Origin of the sequence: Fredinandcohnia quinoae, assembly GCF_022427965.1 — a bacterium.
Lineage (GTDB): Bacteria > Bacillota > Bacilli > Bacillales > Bacillaceae_L > Ferdinandcohnia > Ferdinandcohnia quinoae.
This window is the reverse complement of record NZ_JAKTTI010000038.1, coordinates 25021-42547: the sequence shown is the minus strand read 5'-3', so window position 1 is coordinate 42547 and position 17527 is coordinate 25021. Positions and strand designations below refer to the sequence as shown.

At 36.8% G+C, this 17527-nt stretch carries 15 protein-coding genes and 1 other annotated feature; of the genes, 1 reads left to right on the top strand and 14 read right to left on the bottom strand.

The features are described 5' to 3' along the window. Positions 1-99: 99 nt before the first annotated feature. From trxA to zapA, 11 genes are all read right to left on the bottom strand, one after another. Entirely contained in the window at positions 100-414 is a 315-nt protein-coding gene (gene trxA / locus MJG50_RS18500) for a thioredoxin (protein ID WP_240257249.1), read from the bottom strand. Between the two features lie 145 nt (positions 415-559). After that, positions 560-1537 (bottom strand): electron transfer flavoprotein subunit alpha/FixB family protein, encoded by a 978-nt coding sequence (locus MJG50_RS18495; protein ID WP_240257248.1) that lies wholly within the window; start codon positions 1535-1537, stop codon positions 560-562. Positions 1538-1604: 67 nt separating this feature from the next. Then, a complete protein-coding gene (locus MJG50_RS18490) occupies positions 1605-2378 on the bottom strand; it encodes an electron transfer flavoprotein subunit beta/FixA family protein (protein WP_240257247.1) in 774 nt (257 codons plus the stop codon). Between the two features lie 109 nt (positions 2379-2487). Then, entirely contained in the window at positions 2488-3261 is a 774-nt protein-coding gene (locus MJG50_RS18485; RefSeq protein ID WP_240257246.1) for an enoyl-CoA hydratase, read from the bottom strand. A 44-nt stretch (positions 3262-3305) separates the two neighbouring features. After that, the gene (fadR, locus tag MJG50_RS18480; RefSeq protein ID WP_240257245.1) at positions 3306-3896 is read right to left on the bottom strand and encodes a fatty acid metabolism transcriptional regulator FadR; all 591 of its coding nucleotides are present in this window, start codon (positions 3894-3896) and stop codon (positions 3306-3308) included. A gap of 203 nt (positions 3897-4099) precedes the next feature. Beyond that, positions 4100-5788 (bottom strand): AMP-binding protein, encoded by a 1689-nt coding sequence (locus tag MJG50_RS18475; protein WP_240257244.1) that lies wholly within the window; start codon positions 5786-5788, stop codon positions 4100-4102. A 290-nt stretch (positions 5789-6078) separates the two neighbouring features. Beyond that, entirely contained in the window at positions 6079-6486 is a 408-nt protein-coding gene (locus tag MJG50_RS18470; RefSeq protein WP_240257243.1) for a DUF350 domain-containing protein, read from the bottom strand. A 35-nt stretch (positions 6487-6521) separates the two neighbouring features. After that, positions 6522-8879 carry an endonuclease MutS2 gene (locus tag MJG50_RS18465; protein WP_240257242.1) on the bottom strand — a complete coding sequence of 786 codons (2358 nt, stop codon included), beginning with the start codon at positions 8877-8879 and terminating at the stop codon, positions 6522-6524. 57 nt (positions 8880-8936) lie between these two features. After that, complete coding sequence (polX, locus tag MJG50_RS18460) at positions 8937-10658, bottom strand: DNA polymerase/3'-5' exonuclease PolX (protein WP_240257241.1); 1722 nt, start codon at positions 10656-10658, stop codon at positions 8937-8939. A gap of 160 nt (positions 10659-10818) precedes the next feature. Continuing rightward, complete coding sequence (locus MJG50_RS18455; protein ID WP_240257240.1) at positions 10819-11346, bottom strand: CvpA family protein; 528 nt, start codon at positions 11344-11346, stop codon at positions 10819-10821. 5 nt (positions 11347-11351) lie between these two features. Beyond that, positions 11352-11621, bottom strand: a complete 270-nt coding sequence (zapA, locus tag MJG50_RS18450) for a cell division protein ZapA (RefSeq protein WP_240257239.1) — start codon at positions 11619-11621, stop codon at positions 11352-11354. 220 nt (positions 11622-11841) lie between these two features. On the opposite strand from zapA, the gene rnhC reads away from it, so the two are divergent. Then, positions 11842-12786, top strand: a complete 945-nt coding sequence (gene rnhC / locus MJG50_RS18445) for a ribonuclease HIII (RefSeq protein WP_240257238.1) — start codon at positions 11842-11844, stop codon at positions 12784-12786. Positions 12787-13112: 326 nt separating this feature from the next. On the opposite strand, the gene pheT is transcribed toward rnhC, so the two are convergent. The 3 genes from pheT to MJG50_RS18430 form a co-directional block, all read right to left on the bottom strand. After that, positions 13113-15527: a phenylalanine--tRNA ligase subunit beta gene (gene pheT / locus MJG50_RS18440; RefSeq protein WP_240257237.1), complete on the bottom strand. Its 2415-nt coding sequence runs from the start codon at positions 15525-15527 to the stop codon at positions 13113-13115. A 15-nt stretch (positions 15528-15542) separates the two neighbouring features. Continuing rightward, the gene (pheS, locus tag MJG50_RS18435; RefSeq protein ID WP_240257236.1) at positions 15543-16577 is read right to left on the bottom strand and encodes a phenylalanine--tRNA ligase subunit alpha; all 1035 of its coding nucleotides are present in this window, start codon (positions 16575-16577) and stop codon (positions 15543-15545) included. A 47-nt stretch (positions 16578-16624) separates the two neighbouring features. Further along, positions 16625-16866, bottom strand: a binding site (T-box leader). 67 nt (positions 16867-16933) lie between these two features. After that, positions 16934-17470, bottom strand: a complete 537-nt coding sequence (locus MJG50_RS18430; protein WP_240257235.1) for a small multi-drug export protein — start codon at positions 17468-17470, stop codon at positions 16934-16936. Positions 17471-17527: the final 57 nt, after the last annotated feature.

The window sequence follows — 17527 nt, the reverse complement described above, 5'->3', positions numbered from 1 at the left end:
CCAAGCCTGTAGTGGACTTTCACCACCGAGTATTCGCCCATGCAGGGCGCACAAAAAAAACAGCCTACTTTCATAGGCTGTTCGGGGTGTTTGAATGTATTAGAAATGCTTAGATAATTTGTCAGCTAGCGCTTCCTTCGGTTGGAAACCAACTACTTTATCTACTACTTCACCATTTTTGAAAACAAGTAAAGTTGGGATACTCATCACACCAAATTTAGCAGCTGTTTCTTGATTTTCATCAACATCAAGCTTAACAATTTTTACTTTGTCGCCGATTTCTGAATCTAATTCTTCCAGAACTGGAGCGATCATTTTACATGGCCCACACCAAGGTGCCCAAAAGTCTGCTAGTACTAAGCCTTCACCAGTTTCAGTATTAAACGTTTGATCTGATACGTTTGTAATTGCCATCTTTTATTCCTCCTGTAAAATATATCTTTTAAAAGAGTATATCATCTTGATTTTTTATTTACGAATTATTTGCTTCATTCGTAATTCTACCCTTCATTAATTGGTTATATGTACGAAAAAAGCGAGCTGGGAGCTCGCATTGGATTTAAGCGTTTACTTTTAGTTTCTTAAATTCTTCAGTTAACAATGGCACTACTTCAAATAAATCGCCAACGATACCATAATCAGCAACCTTAAAGATATTAGCTTCAGGATCTTTATTGATTGCAACGATTACTTTTGAATTAGACATACCAGCTAAATGCTGGATTGCTCCAGAAATTCCGCAAGCAATATAAAGGTCTGGGGTAACTACCTTACCAGTTTGACCAATTTGAAGCGAATAGTCACAGTAATCAGCATCACATGCACCTCGTGATGCGCCAACTGCACCACCAAGAACAGTAGCTAATTCCTTCAATGGCTCAAAGCCATCAGCACTCTTAACACCACGTCCACCTGCAATAACTACTTTTGCTTCAGATAAATCTACACCCTCTGAGGCTTTGCGAACAACCTCTTTTACGATAGTACGTAAGTCTTTAATATCGACTGATACTGATGTCACTTCTCCTGAGCGAGATTCATCTTTTTCTAGAGGAGCAATATTGTTAGGTCGAATCGTTGCAAACACTAACCCATCTGTCACAATTTTCTTTTCAAATGCTTTACCAGAATAAATTGGACGAGTGAAGACTGTGTTTCCTCCTGCAACCTCAATCGAGGTAACATCTGAGATTAAGCCAGAATTTAACTTTCCAGCTACCTTCGGAGACAGATCTTTTCCTAAAGCTGTATGTCCAAATACTAATCCTTCAGGTGATTCAGCTTCTATTACAGCTAACAGAGCTTGTGAATAACCATCTGGAGTATATGATTTTAATTTTACATCTTCAACCGTTACAACACGGTCTGCACCATAATAAAACAATTCATTTGCTAATGAGCTAACTGTATCACCAATTAAAACAGCTACTACTTCTCCACCTTCAGCAACAGTTTTTCCCGCAGCAATTGCCTCAAATGAAACATTACGTAATGTATTATCACGAACTTCTCCTAGTACTAATACTTTTCTTGACATTATGTTTTCCCCCCGATTAAGTAGAGTGAACTAGAAACTTTTCGAACCTTCAATGTAGTGCGCTTTATTATATAACCTTTGCTTCAGTATGAAGTAACGATACAAGCTCAACCACTTGGTCAGCGATATCTCCTTCAAGCACTCTTCCTGCTGCTTTTTGAGATGGAAGATAGATTTCAATCGTCTTCGTTTTTGCTTCTACGTCCTCTTCCTCTAAATCTAAATCATCTAATTCAAGCTCATCTAGTGGCTTCTTCTTTGCTTTCATAATTCCAGGTAATGACGGATAACGCGGCTCATTCAGTCCTTGTTGACAAGTAACAAGCAGTGGGAGAGTTGTTTCAATCACTTCTGAGTCACCCTCAACATCACGAACGACCGTTACATTACTCCCGTTAATTTCTAGCTTAGTAATTGTCGTAACGTATGGAATATTTAATAATTCTGCAACACGTGGTCCCACCTGACCAGACCCACCATCAATTGCAACATTCCCACCTAAAATTAAATCAGCATCTTTATCTTTTAAATATTCCGCTAGAATTTTCGCAGTTGAGAACTGATCTCCATCTTCAAGATCATCTTCAATATTAACAAGGACTGCTTTATCCGCTCCCATAGCTAATGCAGTTCTTAATTCCTTTTCAGCATCTTCTGTGCCAACAGTGACGACAGTAACCTCTCCACCGTTCGCATCACGAAGTTGAATAGCTTCTTCAACAGCATATTCATCATAAGGGTTGATGATAAATTCAGCACCATCTTCACTGATTTGACCATTGCTGACTACAATTTTTTCCTCTGTGTCAAATGTTCTTTTTAAAATAACAAAGATGTTCATGGATACCCCTCCAATTGTTTTGAAACATTTATAAATTTTCAAACTCTTTATAACACTATTTTACTATAATTTCAGAAAAAATGAACTAGTTAAATAGTTTTATACTTTTTTAGATTCCCTTAAAGCTAGGATTACGTTTCTCAATGAATGCTGATATACCTTCTTTACCATCCTCTGAAGTAAATACTTTACCAAACAATTCTGCTTCTCTTTTCACTACATCTTTAAATTCAGCTGTTTTAGGATAGTTTAATAATTCAATCGTCGCTTGAATTGAAATTGGACTCTTCTGAGCAATTTTTTTAGCAAGCTTATACGTTTCTTCGAGTAATGATTCCTCTGGATAAGCATGATTCGCCAGGCCAAACTGAACTGCTTCTTCTCCAGTAATTGGTTCGCTCGTCCAAAGCATTTCAGCTGCTTTTGCTGTTCCAACATATCGTGGCAAACGAGCAGTTCCTGCAAATCCAGGAATGAGGCCTAATTGTAATTCAGGCAAACCTAGCTTTGCATGTTTACTGACTAGTCGAAAATGACAACCCATTGCAAGCTCAAGCCCACCACCTAATGCAGCTCCATGGATACTTGCAATAATCGGCTTCGGAAAGCACTCCATTCGATTAAATAAATCTTGACCAAATGTAGATAGTTTAGAGAATTCGTCACCGCTTGAAATGGTTGTAAATTCTTTAATATCTGCTCCGGCCGAGAAAAAGCGACCTTCTCCATTAATAACAATAACTCTTACGTCATCATCATTTTCTAGATCATCCAGGATGCATGAAAGCTCTTTCAAAACAGAAGACGACAAAGCATTAGCAGGGGGACGGTTAATTGTAATTGTTGCAATTAAGTCCTTAATTTGTGTTTTGAAAAAATCCATCCTTTAGCCTCCCTTATTTAATTTTTATGTACTCAACCTTTATCTTAAGGTTGAGTACTACCACAGCCCTTTATTAGTAGTTCATGAATTGATTTCGATAACGCAGGTAAATCATATTTTTGTTCATTCATAACCCACGTTGTTGCCGTTTCATCTATTGTACCAAATATCATTTGTCTTGCTAAGCGTACATCAATGTTGGCCCGAAATTCTCCGGTATCAATACCTTTTTGAATAATGCTTTCAACTACTTTTAGGTATCCCTTCAATACTTCATTGATCCGAAGTCGTAATTCCTTATTTGACTGTCTAAGCTCTAGTTGTGTTACTATTGCAAGATGATGGTCTGCGGCCAAAAGCTCAAAATGTTTTTCTACTAATAATAATAACTTTTCTGATGCACTATTTTTCCCTGCGATCTCTGCCTCAACTTTTTCAATAAATGTTCCCATCTTTTCTTGAAAAAGAGATATGAGGATATCTTCCTTATTTTTAAAATAAAGATATATGGTTCCATCGGCTACCCCAGCTTGCTTTGCTATTCTTGAAACCTGTGCTTGATGGAACCCATTTTCAGCAATTATAATAACAGCCGCATCAATAATTTGTTTGTATTTTGGTTTATTCTTTTTCAAGCATCCAACGTCCTTTCGAAAAATGAATGAATAGTCATTCATAATATTATAATAATTGGTTTATTAGATGCTGTCAAGATAATCTGAAGCTATTGTAAAAATATAAGAGCCACACTCTCACATTATGGCTCCCCACATGTTGTATCATTCTAAAATGCGAGTTTGAAGAGCGAGTAATCGTGTTTGTTATACCACTATTATTATTAGTTTATTTTCTTTAATTTTTCCTTTTCCTCTTCGACTAATACTCGTCGAAGAACTTTTCCAACGATTGTTTTTGGCAGCTCACTACGGAACTCATAAATTCTTGGTATTTTATAAGCAGCTAAATGTTTTCTTGCAAATTTATCTAGCTCTTCCTCCGTACATTGCTGACCTTCTTTTAAAACAACATAAGCTTTTACTGTTTCTCCACGATATGGATCAGGGATACCAGCTACGACAGCCTCTTGTACTTTTTCGTGTTCAAATAATACTTCTTCTACTTCTCGAGGATAAATATTATACCCTCCAGCAATAATCATGTCTTTTTTACGATCAACAATGTAAAAATAACCTTTTTCATCCATATACCCTAAATCACCTGTTAAAAGCCAGCCATCACGAAGTGTTGCTTCCGTCTCCTCAGGCTTATTCCAATAACCTTTCATAATCTGGGGACCCTTCACAGCAAGCTCCCCTATTTCACCAATCGGCAATGGTTCACCTGTTTCCATAGATAATATGGCAGCATCTGTATCAGGCCAAGGTAATCCAATACTTCCATTCACTCGATTTCCCCACAATAGATTTGCGTGTGTTACAGGGGATGCTTCTGATAAACCATAACCCTCAACTAGTTTTCCACCGGTAATCTTTTCAAATTGCTCCTGCACTTCTAATGGTAATGCAGCAGACCCGCTAATACAAGAATCAACCGAAGAAAGGTCATATTTTTTAATATCGGGATGATTTAATAGACCAATATACATAGTAGGTGCACCTGGGAATAGAGTTGGCTTCAAGTTATGAATTGCTTTCAAAGTATCTTCAACATTAAATTTAGGTAAGAGAATCATTTTTGCTGCCATCATGATTGATAAGTTCATAACAGTGGTCATACCATATACATGGAAAAATGGAAGAATGCCGAGTACTGTTTCCTCTCCTTTTTTACACTTATACATCCAGCGTGAACACATCAATGTATTTGAAACAAGATTTTCATGTGTTAGCATCACACCTTTGGGAAAGCCTGTTGTTCCTCCAGTATATTGTAGTAATGCCAAATCTTCTTTCGGATTAATTTCAATATCGATTTCTTTTGCTGTACCTGATCTGATAATCTCAGTTAATAGATGGTTTGTACCTTCGTGTTCAACCTTAACTACTATTCCATACTGTTTCTTTTGAATAAAGGGATAAATTAAATTTTTGGGAAACGGTAAGTAATCCTTAATGGCAGTTACAACAATATGTTCCAGATTTGTTAACGCTTTCACTTTTGACACTCGTGGATACAAAATATCCATTGTTAAGATCATCTTAGAGCCAGAGTCCTTCAATTGATATTCTAGTTCCCTTTCCGTATATAATGGGTTTGTTTGAACGACAATTCCACCAGCAAATAAGACAGCATAATATCCGATTACTGCTTGCGGACAGTTTGGCAGCATAATGGCGACCCGGTCACCCTTTATTAAACCTTTGTCCTTTAAATAGTTTGCTAATTTTAAAGATTGCTCATAAATTTGTGAAAATGTAAACTCTTTTCCTAAAAAATGAATTGCCACCTTATGAGGATATTCTTTTGCTACATCTTTTAAATACGATTGAATAGGAATATTATCATAATCAATCTGGTGCGGCACTTCCTCAGGATAATGCTCTAACCACGGTCTTGCTAGTTCCATAAATAGTACCCCCTTTTTTTATTCAGTTGACAACAGAGCAGTTTGAATTTTCTAACCATTCAATTTCATTATAATATATTGATTAAGCCATGACAATTGTCTTATTAACTAGTAATTAAGCATCAAAAAAGACTGGCTTGATATATTCCCACATCAAACCAGTCTTACCTATAATCTTTTATTTAAATTTTCCCTATGTAAAGAAGACCATATATATGATCCCGACAACGATAAAAACAGCACTAACTGCAATAAGTATTTTTGCTAACCTCTCCATCGATCTGACCACCTTATCCTATTCCTGCACCTATTACGTATGACAATCCAATTGAAATAACCATTGAAATGAAACCAACTGCACGATTATCCTTTTGAATTTCCACATCAATATTAAACTTTGGTGTTAAAAATTCAAAGATAAAATATCCGGTTAGTAATAAAAGGAAACCAAACATCCCCCAACCAATCATTACAAAAAGAGAATCGTGATTTTGAATAGAGAAACGAAAAATATTGGATATACCAAATATTTTCCCTCCTGTTGCCATCGCAACAGAAATATTCCCCTTTTGAATTTCCTCCCAATTTTTATACTTCGTAACAAGTTCAAAGATTGCTAAAAATACAACAATACAAAGAATGACAACACTATAATAAGCTGCAGTTAAAATATATTCGTTCTCCCAAAATTGATTCATTTTATCTTCTCCCTGGTAAGAGGATTTCCTAAAAATTATTTAAGTTCTACAACTGTTACCCCTGTTCCACCTTCTCCTGCCTCACCAAACCTTGAAGATTTGACAGAACGGTGGTTTTTTAAATACTCCTTAACTCCTTGGCGTAATGCGCCAGTCCCTTTTCCATGAATGATCGAAACACGAGGATAACCGGCAAGTAATGCATCATCAATATACTTCTCCACTCTCGCTAATGCATTTTCATAGCGTTCTCCTCTTAAATCAAGCTCTAGGCTAACGTGAAAGTCTTTTCCTCTAACAGTAGCAAGTGGTCTAGTTTCAACCTGCTTCGGTCTGCTAATATATTCAAGATCAGATTCCTTCACTTTCATCTTCATGATTCCAATTTGAACCTGCCATTCTTCATTACCTAATTTTTCAACAAGATGACCTTTTTGGTCAAAGCTAATAACCTTGACTTCATCACCAGGAACTAACTTTTTCTTCGCTTGCCTTGTTGGTTGTGATTTGGATTTTATTGTAAGCTTCGGTACTGCATCTTCAAGTCGTTTACGAGCATCAATTAATTCATGTTCTTTAATAGAAGCATGCTGGTTCGCTTGCATTTTTCTTAATTCCCTAATAATTTCCTCAGCTTCTGAAGTCGCCTTTTTTATTGTTTCAGCTGCTTTTTGCTCAGCTTTTTCTATCAGCTTATCACGTTGTTCATTAAGTTCAATGATTTGTTGTTGTAGCTCTTTATGAAGATTTTCAGCATCTTTGCGGATTTCTTCAGCTTCAGTAAGTTCGTCGTCTGCATCCTTTTTACTCTTTTCTAATGATGCAATCATATTTTCAACTGTATTGCTTTCAGCACTAATATGGCTTTTGGCACTATTAATTACATTGTCTGCCAATCCAAGACGTTTTGAAATGTCAAAAGCATTACTTCTTCCGGGTACACCAATTAATAATTTATAGGTTGGGCTAAGCGTTTCAATATCAAATTCAACACTTGCATTAATAACTCCTTCACGATTATACCCATATGCTTTTAATTCTGGATAATGCGTAGTCGCTATAACTCTTGCACCTCGGTGATATACTTCATCCAATATTGAAATAGCTAGCGCAGCACCTTCCTGTGGATCTGTACCAGCACCTAATTCATCAAATAATGCAAGACTATTTTCATCAACATTATGTAAAATATCAACAATATTCACCATATGTGAAGAAAATGTACTTAGGCTTTGTTCTATGGATTGCTCGTCACCAATATCTGCATATACATTTGTGAATACTGCCATTTCTGAACCATCATGTGCTGGAATTTGTAGACCTGCCTGCGCCATTAATGTAAATAAACCAATTGTTTTCAATGTAACAGTCTTACCACCAGTATTTGGCCCTGTAATTACAATCGAAGTATAATCCTTACCAATTTCAATATCATTTGGGACAACTTCTGTCGGATCGATTAACGGATGTCTACCTCGCTTGATATTTACATATCCATCACCGTTTATTTTTGGCTTTGATCCTTTTATTTTTTGACTGTAGCCTGCCTTTGTAAAAATAAAGTCATATTCAGCAAGTGTTTCTACATTTTGTTTTAAGACATCTGCATCAATTGCTACTTTAGCAGAAAGCTCAGCAAGAATTCGGTCAATTTCCAGTTTTTCCTTCACTCTTGCTTCTTGAAGCACATTATTTAAATCTACAACAGATTGTGGTTCGATAAATAGAGTTGCTCCTGATGAAGACTGATCATGAACTATCCCACCGTATGTTGCCCGATACTCTTGTTTAACAGGGATAACATATCGATCATTACGGATTGTGACTATTGCATCTGATAGTGTTTTTTGAGCAGAAGAGGAGCGAATAATATGTTCTAATTTTTCTCTAATTCTTGATTCACTGCTTCGTAACTGCTGACGTATGGAACGGAGCTTATCACTTGCACCATCCATCACAACCCCATGGTCATCTATACAATTTTTTATTTCCCGTTCTAATTCAAATAAAGGAGTAATCGATGTACTTAATTCGGCTAAAATGGGAATTTCAATATCATCATCAATCATCGCTTCAATGAATTTTTTCATTTGTCTACCTGAATAGATCGTTCCAGCAATATCTAACAACTCCATCGCATTTAGGGCACCGCCTATACTCGCACGTTTTACGGCTGACCTTATATCTGTTAAGCCCCCCAGCGGAACATTTCCCTTAAGTCTTAATACCTTCACACCTTCATCAGTTTGTTCCTGTAAAAAAATAACGTCCTCTACGTTAATCGAAGGTAGCATTGCTTCTACCTTTTCTCTACCAAGTGATGAAGAGACATGTTTGATTAACTGCTCTTTCACCTTATCAAATTCCAATACCTTTAGTACTCGTGGTTGCATATCTGTAACCCCCTTCTATCTAACCCGATTTCCTTGCGATGAAATAAGATTACCTTATTAATCATTATTTCTTTTAAGAAAATCTAATAGACTGTCTGTATCCCATGTGTTAATAACCGTATCTTTTTGAATCCAACCTTTTTTTGCTGTAGACACTCCATATTTCATTTGGTCTAGCATCTCAATACTATGAGCATCTGTATTAATTATAAGCTTTACACCAGCTAGTTGTGCTTTTCGAATATTTTCAGAAGATAAATCAAGTCGATTTAAATTTGCATTTAATTCTAATACAGTATTTGTTTCCTTTGCTAGTTCAATTAACATGTCGATATCAACATCATAACCTCTTCTTTTACCAATAATTCTACCGGTTGGGTGAGCAATAATATCGACATGAAGACTTTGTAAAGCTGTCTTCAAGCGTTCCATAATTTTCTCACGTGGTTGTGAAAAGCTAGAATGAATGGACGCAATGACAACATCTACATTTCGAATAATCTCATCATCATAATCAAGAGTCCCATCCGGTAGTATATCCATTTCTACACCTGTAAAAATAGTAAAATCATCGTACTTCTGATTTATACGAGCTATTTCTCTGTGTTGCTCTAAGAGGCGCTCAACTGTTAACCCATTTGCCACCCTTAAATATTTCGAATGGTCGGTAATTGCCATATATTTATAGCCCTTTTTCCGACAGGCTTCAGCCATTTCCTCTATCGTATAGGCACCATCACTCCAAGTTGTGTGCATATGAAGATCACCTTTTATATCTTCTAATTCAATTAAATCAACCTTTTCTTGATAAGCATCAACTTCAGTGCCATCCTCACGTAGTTCAGGTGGTATAAAATTCAAACCAAAATAGCGATAAAATTCTTCCTCATTCTCGAAGGTTAAAATCTCTCCAGTTTCAATATTTTCAACACCATATTCACTTATTTTCTCACCACGTTGTTTCGCTAGTTGGCGCATTCTGACATTATGTTCCTTGCTTCCTGTAAAATGGTGAAGTGTTGTTGCATACTCCTCTGGTTTGACGAGGCGAAAATCAACTGAAATGTCATATTGATATGAAAGCTGAACAGACACCTTCGTATCACCACTGGCGATAACACCTGAAAGATTATCTAGTTTCAAGAGCTGTTCACGTATCCTAGTTGGATCTATCGTTGCAATAATAAAATCAAGATCTTTAATCGTTTCTCGCATCCTTCGCAAGCTACCAGCACGTGAATAGTTGATAATTCCATCCATTTTTGACAAAGCTACTTCAATTTTTTCAGCTATTTCTATCATATAAGAAATTGGTAATCTTTCTGGTCTCTTCCCAGTTTCCTCAATTGCTTCTAATATTTTCTCTTCCGTTTTCTTCCCAAAACCTGCAAGAACCTGAATCTTTTCATTGATACAAGCCTCTTTCAGCATCTCTATATCCTCAATACCAAGCTCCTTATAAAGCTTTGCAATTTTTTTGCCACCTAAACCTGGAAGATTGAGCAATGGAATTAATCCTTCTGGAACTTCATTTTGTAACTCCAATAATACGCTTGATTCACCCGATTCGATATATTCTGTAATAACTGCAGCAGTCCCTTTTCCTATTCCTGATAAGGCTGTAAAATCATCAATTGACGAGAGACTTCGGTCATCATTTTCAAGTGCGAAAGCAGCTTTTCTGAACGCCGAAATTTTAAATGGGTTGTCCCCTTTTAATTCCATATATATCGCAATTGTCTCTAATAGTCGGATTACATCCTTTTTATTAACAGTCATCTATAGCCACCTACCTATACTTCAATACGTTTTACTACCCAAAATGATACAATTTTTTCATGGAAAGTGAAAGAAAACTCACTAAATTAGATTTTTTAGTTGGATAAATTCCCCTTTATGCCGAAAAAAACTTCCCTGTTCAGGGAAGTTTTGAATCTCATTATATCCACATATCCTTAATTTTCCCGGAAAAGATTGGTGTATGCTGGACAATCGCTTTTGCCATGAACGAATCTTGTATGTTGGATTGTACTAATTCAATTGGTAACAGTGCCCCGATATATAGAAGAATAAAGACAATTAAATAAATTTCTATAAATCCAAGCAGTCCTCCAGCCCAACTATTAATTTGCTTCAAAATTGGCAGATTTGCTAAAAAATCCAACATTGAACCTATAATTTGCATGAGAATCTTAACTGCAAAGAAGATCATCGCAAATGCTATTGCTTTATAATAAGCTTCCTCTAAATTAGTACCTTCAAATAAAAATTTCATAGCCTCTGGGTCACCAAAGGTTGGATAGGGTATCCATAAATTTATCTTTGGTGCTAATTCAGCATAATATAAATAAGCGACGATAAAGGCAACAATAAAACCTGTTAAATGTACAATTTGTAAAATAAAACCTCTTTTTAAACCAATAATAAATCCCATTAAAAGGACGAAAATTAAGATTAAATCAAACATGTCTCTCAATCCTTTTCTTTTTGTACTTGCTCTAAAAGTTGCTGGAGCTCTTCATTTTCATCTTTAAGCTTTAAAAAATCATGCACAACATTAACCGCAGTCAGCACTGCTAGTTTATTAATATCTAAATATGGATTTTTACCGTTAATTTCTCTCATTTTATCATCAACGATTGAGGCAACAAGACGTATGTGACTCGTGCTCTCAGACCCTATGATTGAATATTGCTGTCCATATATATCAACTGTTGTTCGCGTCTTTTGCGTCTGTGACAACGTATTTGCCTCCATTCTACTGCAAATGTGTGTTACAAAAAGGAGGACAAAAAGAACTTGTTTCAGCCTTTTTCCAGACTTTTTGAACAATCACTTTGAATTCTAAAGTTAATAATAACATGAACACTTCTATTATGGAAAGAACTCTCAACAACAGTTATGATGGATATTGAAGAATTTTATTAAAAAATGCAAGAAATTGATATAGGAGTTGTTCCATTTGTCAAATACTGTATTAAAGGTGAATGAGATTACGATAAAAAAAATGAAGTCTCATTATTCAAATCAATTAATAGAGAAGATTCCCCAAGGTGGTGTTTTCGTCGCAAAACTCCCAGCATGTACTGTTACAGCTTATAAATCTGGAAAAGTACTATTTCAAGGCGGGGATGCACAATCAGAGGCTGATAAATGGGGAACAAGTATGGAAAACGCAGCTCCGAAAAAGGCTGTAGGTGGTGCTAAAAAACCAACACATCAGTTTGCCCCACCTGTGGGGATTGGCTCAATGTCAATCATTGGCTCAGATGAGGTTGGTACAGGAGACTATTTTGGACCGATGACTGTTGTTGCGGCATTTGCTTCAGAAGAGAACCTAGCTCTTTTACAAGAACTAGGGGTAAAAGATTCAAAAGATCTAACAGATAAACAGATATGTGAAATTGCTAAATCGATTTTACATGTTATCCCGTATAGCCTACTTATTCTTCATAATGAAAAATACAACAGGTTACAATCTAGTGGTATGACACAAGGAAAAATTAAAGCTTTGCTCCATAACCAGGCATTGGGTCATGTTTTAAAGAAAATTGCTCCACTTGCTCCAGATGGAATTTTAATTGATCAGTTTGCGGAACCAGACGTATATTATCGCCATTTAAGAGGACAAGGTGAGATCATTCGAGACAATGTGTATTTTAGTACGAAGGCTGAAGGTGTTCACTTGTCTGTAGCTGCTGCCTCTATTATCGCGAGATACTCATTTATTAAAGAATTTGATAAACTAAGTGAAAAATGTGGCATTGAGCTTAAAAAGGGTGCCGGACCTCAGGTTGATAGGGTTGCTGCTGAGTTAATTCGAAAGCTCGGGTTTGAAGAGTTAGGGCAGTATACGAAGCTCCATTTTGCGAACACCGGAAAAGCGAGGCGGATTGCGGGAGTATGATGGGGGGCTTTGATTTGTACTGATCAGAACGTATATGAGGTTGGCGCGTAATTATTCCAGTGGGCGCACTTAGTTTCTGGTTAACGTGCATATATTTTGGTGAGCGCGCATTTATTCTTGTGAGCGCACATATTTTTTCGCGAACGGGCATTTATTCTTGTGAACGCGCATATTTCTTCGCAAACGTGCATTTATTCCGATGAGCGCGCATATTTCTTCGCGAACGTGCATATATCCCAAGTGTTCAGAGAATATCCTCAAAGTAATCTCGAAAATATCCATAAAAAAACTGGTACGAAGCATTATCGCACCAGTTTTTCTTCATTTTATGATCTTAACGTTGCTCCGAATTTGTCTGCAACAGCTTTTAATACTTTTTCATGAGCTTTTGTTACTTCTTCTTCTGTTAACGTACGTTCCGGATCGAAGTAGCGGATTGAATAAGCAACAGATTTCTTACCTGGCTCCATATGTTCACCTTCATACAGGTCAAAAATGGATACATCACGTAATAATTTGCCTCCTGCTTCAACAATAGCTTGCTTCATCTCACCCGCTGCCACTTCCTTAGCAACAACAAGTGCGATATCACGACTCATAGATGGGAAACGTGGAATTTGTTGATATTGAATCTCTTCTACCTTCGTTTCAAGAACATCCTTCAAAGATAATTCGAATACGTATGTGTCTGTTAAATCATGCCCTTTTTGAGCTTCGGGATGAAGTTGACCAATCAATCCAATCGCATTACCATCAAGCAAGATGCTTGCTGTACGCCCTGGATGCATTCCATCCATTTTTGATTGAACATAAGAAACCCGATCACTAAGGCCAAGTAAATCAAATAAACCTTCTAGTACACCTTTTAGCACATAGAAATCTACTGCTTTCTTCTCGCCCTGCCATGTCGGTGATAACCATTGACCCGTAATTGCAGCTGCTAAATGTTCTTTTTCCTCAGGTAATTCAGCACTTGCTTTCGATAAAAATACAGAGCCAATTTCATATGTCGCAACACTATCCATTTGGCGTGCTAAGTTATGCCCCACAACTTCAATTAAATTTGGAATAATACTTAGACGAAGTAAACTATGCTCTTCACTCATTGGCATTGCCAAGCGAATTGGCGTACCCGTTTCAAGTGCATATTGATTAACTTTTTCAGTACTAGTTAATGAATAAGTGACACTTTGATATAGTCCAGCACCTTCTAAGTATCTGCGGACTAATCTACGTTTCGCTTGATAATCAGTTAATTTTCCAGGAATGGATTCTCCGACTGGTAATGTCATTGGTAATGTATCATAGCCGTAAAGTCTTGCTACCTCTTCAATCAAGTCTTCCTCAAGTGAAATATCGCCACGGCGAGTAGGTACTGTAACACGGAACGTCTCATTATCTTCAATGATAGAAAATTGTAGATTAGTAAAGATCTTTACAACTTCTTCTTTTGAAATATTAGTTCCTAAAACTTTATTAATTCGTTCAAGTGTAATTTCAATAATCGCTGGTTCAACCGATAATGTATCAACAGCCACAACTTCATCTAATATTACTCCACCTGCGAGCTCTGCCATTAATGCTGCCGCACGGTCTGCAGCTGCTCTTGTACGATTCGGATCGATTCCTTTTTCATAACGAGCACTAGCTTCGCTTCGTAAGCCATGGTCCTTAGACGATTTACGAATCGTACTGCCTTTAAAATAAGCAGACTCGATTAAGACTGTTGTTGTGTCTGATTGAACCTCAGAGTTTGCTCCACCCATTACTCCGGCTAATGCTACTGGAACATTTCCGTTTGTTATGACAAGATGGTCACTCGTTAATGTTCGTTCAACATCATCCAATGTAGTGATTTTTTCGCCAGCATTGGCACGTCGAACTAGAATTTCTTTGGAACCTAGACGATCATAATCAAATGCATGTAACGGTTGACCATATTCTAACAAAATATAATTTGTTATATCGACAACATTATTATGTGGTCGAATTCCGGCTGCCATTAAGCGTGTTTGCAGCCATAATGGTGATGGTGCAATTTTTACATTTTTCACGACTCTTGCAACATATAATGGATTATCTTCGCCAGCATCAACTTGCACTGAAATATAGTCAGCTGCTTTTTCGTCAGAAGTAGTAAGTTCATTTATTGGAAACTTAACATCTCTTCCTAAAATGGCAGCAACCTCATAAGCGACTCCTAACATACTTAAACAATCTGCGCGGTTTGGAGTTAACCCTAATTCCAAAACTTCATCATCAAGATTTAATTGTTTAAGAGCATCTGCCCCTGGCTCTACATCATGAGGGAATACAAAGATTCCTTCTGAATATTCCTTTGAAACTAACTTAGATTCAATTCCTAATTCTTGTAGTGAACAAATCATTCCATTTGATTCTTCCCCACGGAGCTTCGCTTTTTTAATTTTAAAATTACCTGGAAGAACTGCTCCAACTGTCGCTACGACAACTTTTTGACCTTTCGCAACGTTTTTAGCACCACAAATAATTTGTACTGGTTCCCCTGAGCCAAGATCAACTAAACATTTATTTAATTTATCTGCATCGGGATGTTGCTCACACTCCAGAACATGACCAACAACGATACCACTGATTCCTTCTCCTAATACGTCTACACCTTCAACTTCAATTCCGCTTCTTGTAATTTTCTCTGCTAATTCTTCAGCAGATATTCCTGATAAGTCTACATAATCTTGTAACCATTTATATGAAACAAACATTATAGTTCTCCCTCCTTATGCCCGTTTGAATTGTTGTAAGAATCGTAAATCATTTGTGTAAAAATGACGGATATCATCGATTCCGTATTTTAACATTGCAATCCGTTCTGCACCCATTCCAAACGCGAAACCAGTATACCTTTTAGAATCAAAACCGGCCATTTCAAGTACGTTTGGATGTACCATCCCAGCACCTAAAATTTCAATCCAACCAGTCTTTTTACATACATTGCATCCTTTTCCGCTACATTTGAAACAAGAAATATCCATTTCAACTGAAGGCTCTGTGAATGGGAAGAAGCTTGGACGCAAGCGAATTTCGCGATCTTCACCAAACATTTTCTTCGCAAATGTATCAAGTGTTCCTTTCAAATCACTCATACGAATATTTTCGTCTACAACTAGACCTTCAATTTGCATGAATTGGTGTGAGTGTGTTGCGTCATCATTATCACGACGATACACTTTTCCAGGACAAATAATTTTTACTGGACCTTTACCTTCGTGCTTTTTCATAGTTCTTGCTTGAACAGGTGATGTATGGGTACGCAATAATATTTCCTCGGTAATATAAAATGAATCTTGCATGTCTCTTGCAGGGTGGCCTTTTGGTAAATTTAATGCTTCGAAGTTGTAATAATCTTGTTCAACTTCAGGACCTTCTGCAATTGAATAGCCCATGCCCATGAATAAATCTTCAATTTCTTCGATAACAGCAGTTAGTGGATGGTGACTTCCAACAGTTACTGGTCTGCCTGGTAATGTAACATCAATTGTTTCAGAGGCCAGTCTTTTTTCAACCTCTTCTTTTTCAAGGATCGCTTGTTTAGCTGATAATTTATCAGTAATCTGCTCTCTCACTACATTGACAAGAGCACCCATTTTCGGACGTTCCTCAGCTGATAATTTCCCCATTCCTCGTAATACTTCTGTAATAGGGCCTTTTTTCCCTAAATAAGCAACACGGATATCGTTTAACTCTTTCAAGTTAGTTGCGGCTTCCACCTTTGCAATCGCTTCTTGTTGAAGCTCATTTAATCTTTCTTGCATCATTAGCTCCTCCTTTTTCAATCAAAAATAAAAAACCTCTATCCCAAAAAAGGGACGAGGTTTTGATTTCGCGGTACCACCCTTGTTAACAGTCCAATGTCTAGACTGTTCACTTCATTAAGATAACGGCATGTGCCGGTACACCTTTACGTCATACCTTTCTTTCGACGGTCCCGGTGCCAACTCGAGAGGTGAATTCACTTCCTTCTCCTATAAAAATGCTTGCAATCTCGGCATTTTCTCCCTGAATAGTGAATGGAAAGCTACTCTTCTCTTTCATCGTTGTGTCTATATGTAGTTAAGTATAGATTATATTATACGTATCTTATAGAGGCAAATCAAACCCATTTTTCGATTTATTTAAAAATCCTTACTAAAAATCCATTTTCTTCGACCCCTGGAACAAAGAAGCTTACACCTGAACTTGCTAGTATAGTAGATACAACTGTCCATATCACCAGGCTCGTAATCATCCATCCTGTTACCAACTTTCTACTTGACCCAAAGCTCATCCCCATAAAAGCTGATATATGTGAGCCGACTAATAATGGTCCAAGAATCGTTAATCCTGGTAGACCGTACTTGTCAAAAATAGATTTTGCTCTTTTTTGTTTCTTTGATTCTTGTACAGTAGCATTCTCCCCATTTTCAAGTGGTTCTATTCCTTCAACCGCTTTTACTGGAGTCCCCTTTAATTTCCTAGCTCTCATCCATCCCTTTATTTTATCTACAAATAGCACTAATAGCAGGACTGTTACTAAATTTCCTAGGAAGCCTAATATCGCAACAGGAACAGGCGACAATCCTCCAATAATCGCTAATGGTATAACTGCAATCAATTCAAATAACGGAATCGCTGCTAATAAAAAAACTAAAAAATACGAAATTAACACTGCTTCACCTCATTTTAATTAAAATCTTAAAATAATTATACGATCTTAATTCAATAA

Coding starts and splice junctions, on each gene's coding strand:
- trxA (WP_240257249.1), bottom strand. CDS start 414: ATGGCAATTACAAACGTATCAGATCAAACGTTTAATACTGAAACTGGT.
- MJG50_RS18495 (WP_240257248.1), bottom strand. CDS start 1,537: ATGTCAAGAAAAGTATTAGTACTAGGAGAAGTTCGTGATAATACATTA.
- MJG50_RS18490 (WP_240257247.1), bottom strand. CDS start 2,378: ATGAACATCTTTGTTATTTTAAAAAGAACATTTGACACAGAGGAAAAA.
- MJG50_RS18485 (WP_240257246.1), bottom strand. CDS start 3,261: ATGGATTTTTTCAAAACACAAATTAAGGACTTAATTGCAACAATTACA.
- MJG50_RS18475 (WP_240257244.1), bottom strand. CDS start 5,788: ATGGAACTAGCAAGACCGTGGTTAGAGCATTATCCTGAGGAAGTGCCG.
- MJG50_RS18470 (WP_240257243.1), bottom strand. CDS start 6,486: ATGAATCAATTTTGGGAGAACGAATATATTTTAACTGCAGCTTATTAT.
- MJG50_RS18465 (WP_240257242.1), bottom strand. CDS start 8,879: ATGCAACCACGAGTACTAAAGGTATTGGAATTTGATAAGGTGAAAGAG.
- polX (WP_240257241.1), bottom strand. CDS start 10,658: ATGACTGTTAATAAAAAGGATGTAATCCGACTATTAGAGACAATTGCG.
- MJG50_RS18455 (WP_240257240.1), bottom strand. CDS start 11,346: ATGTTTGATTTAATCTTAATTTTCGTCCTTTTAATGGGATTTATTATT.
- pheT (WP_240257237.1), bottom strand. CDS start 15,527: ATGTTTGTTTCATATAAATGGTTACAAGATTATGTAGACTTATCAGGA.
- pheS (WP_240257236.1), bottom strand. CDS start 16,577: ATGCAAGAAAGATTAAATGAGCTTCAACAAGAAGCGATTGCAAAGGTG.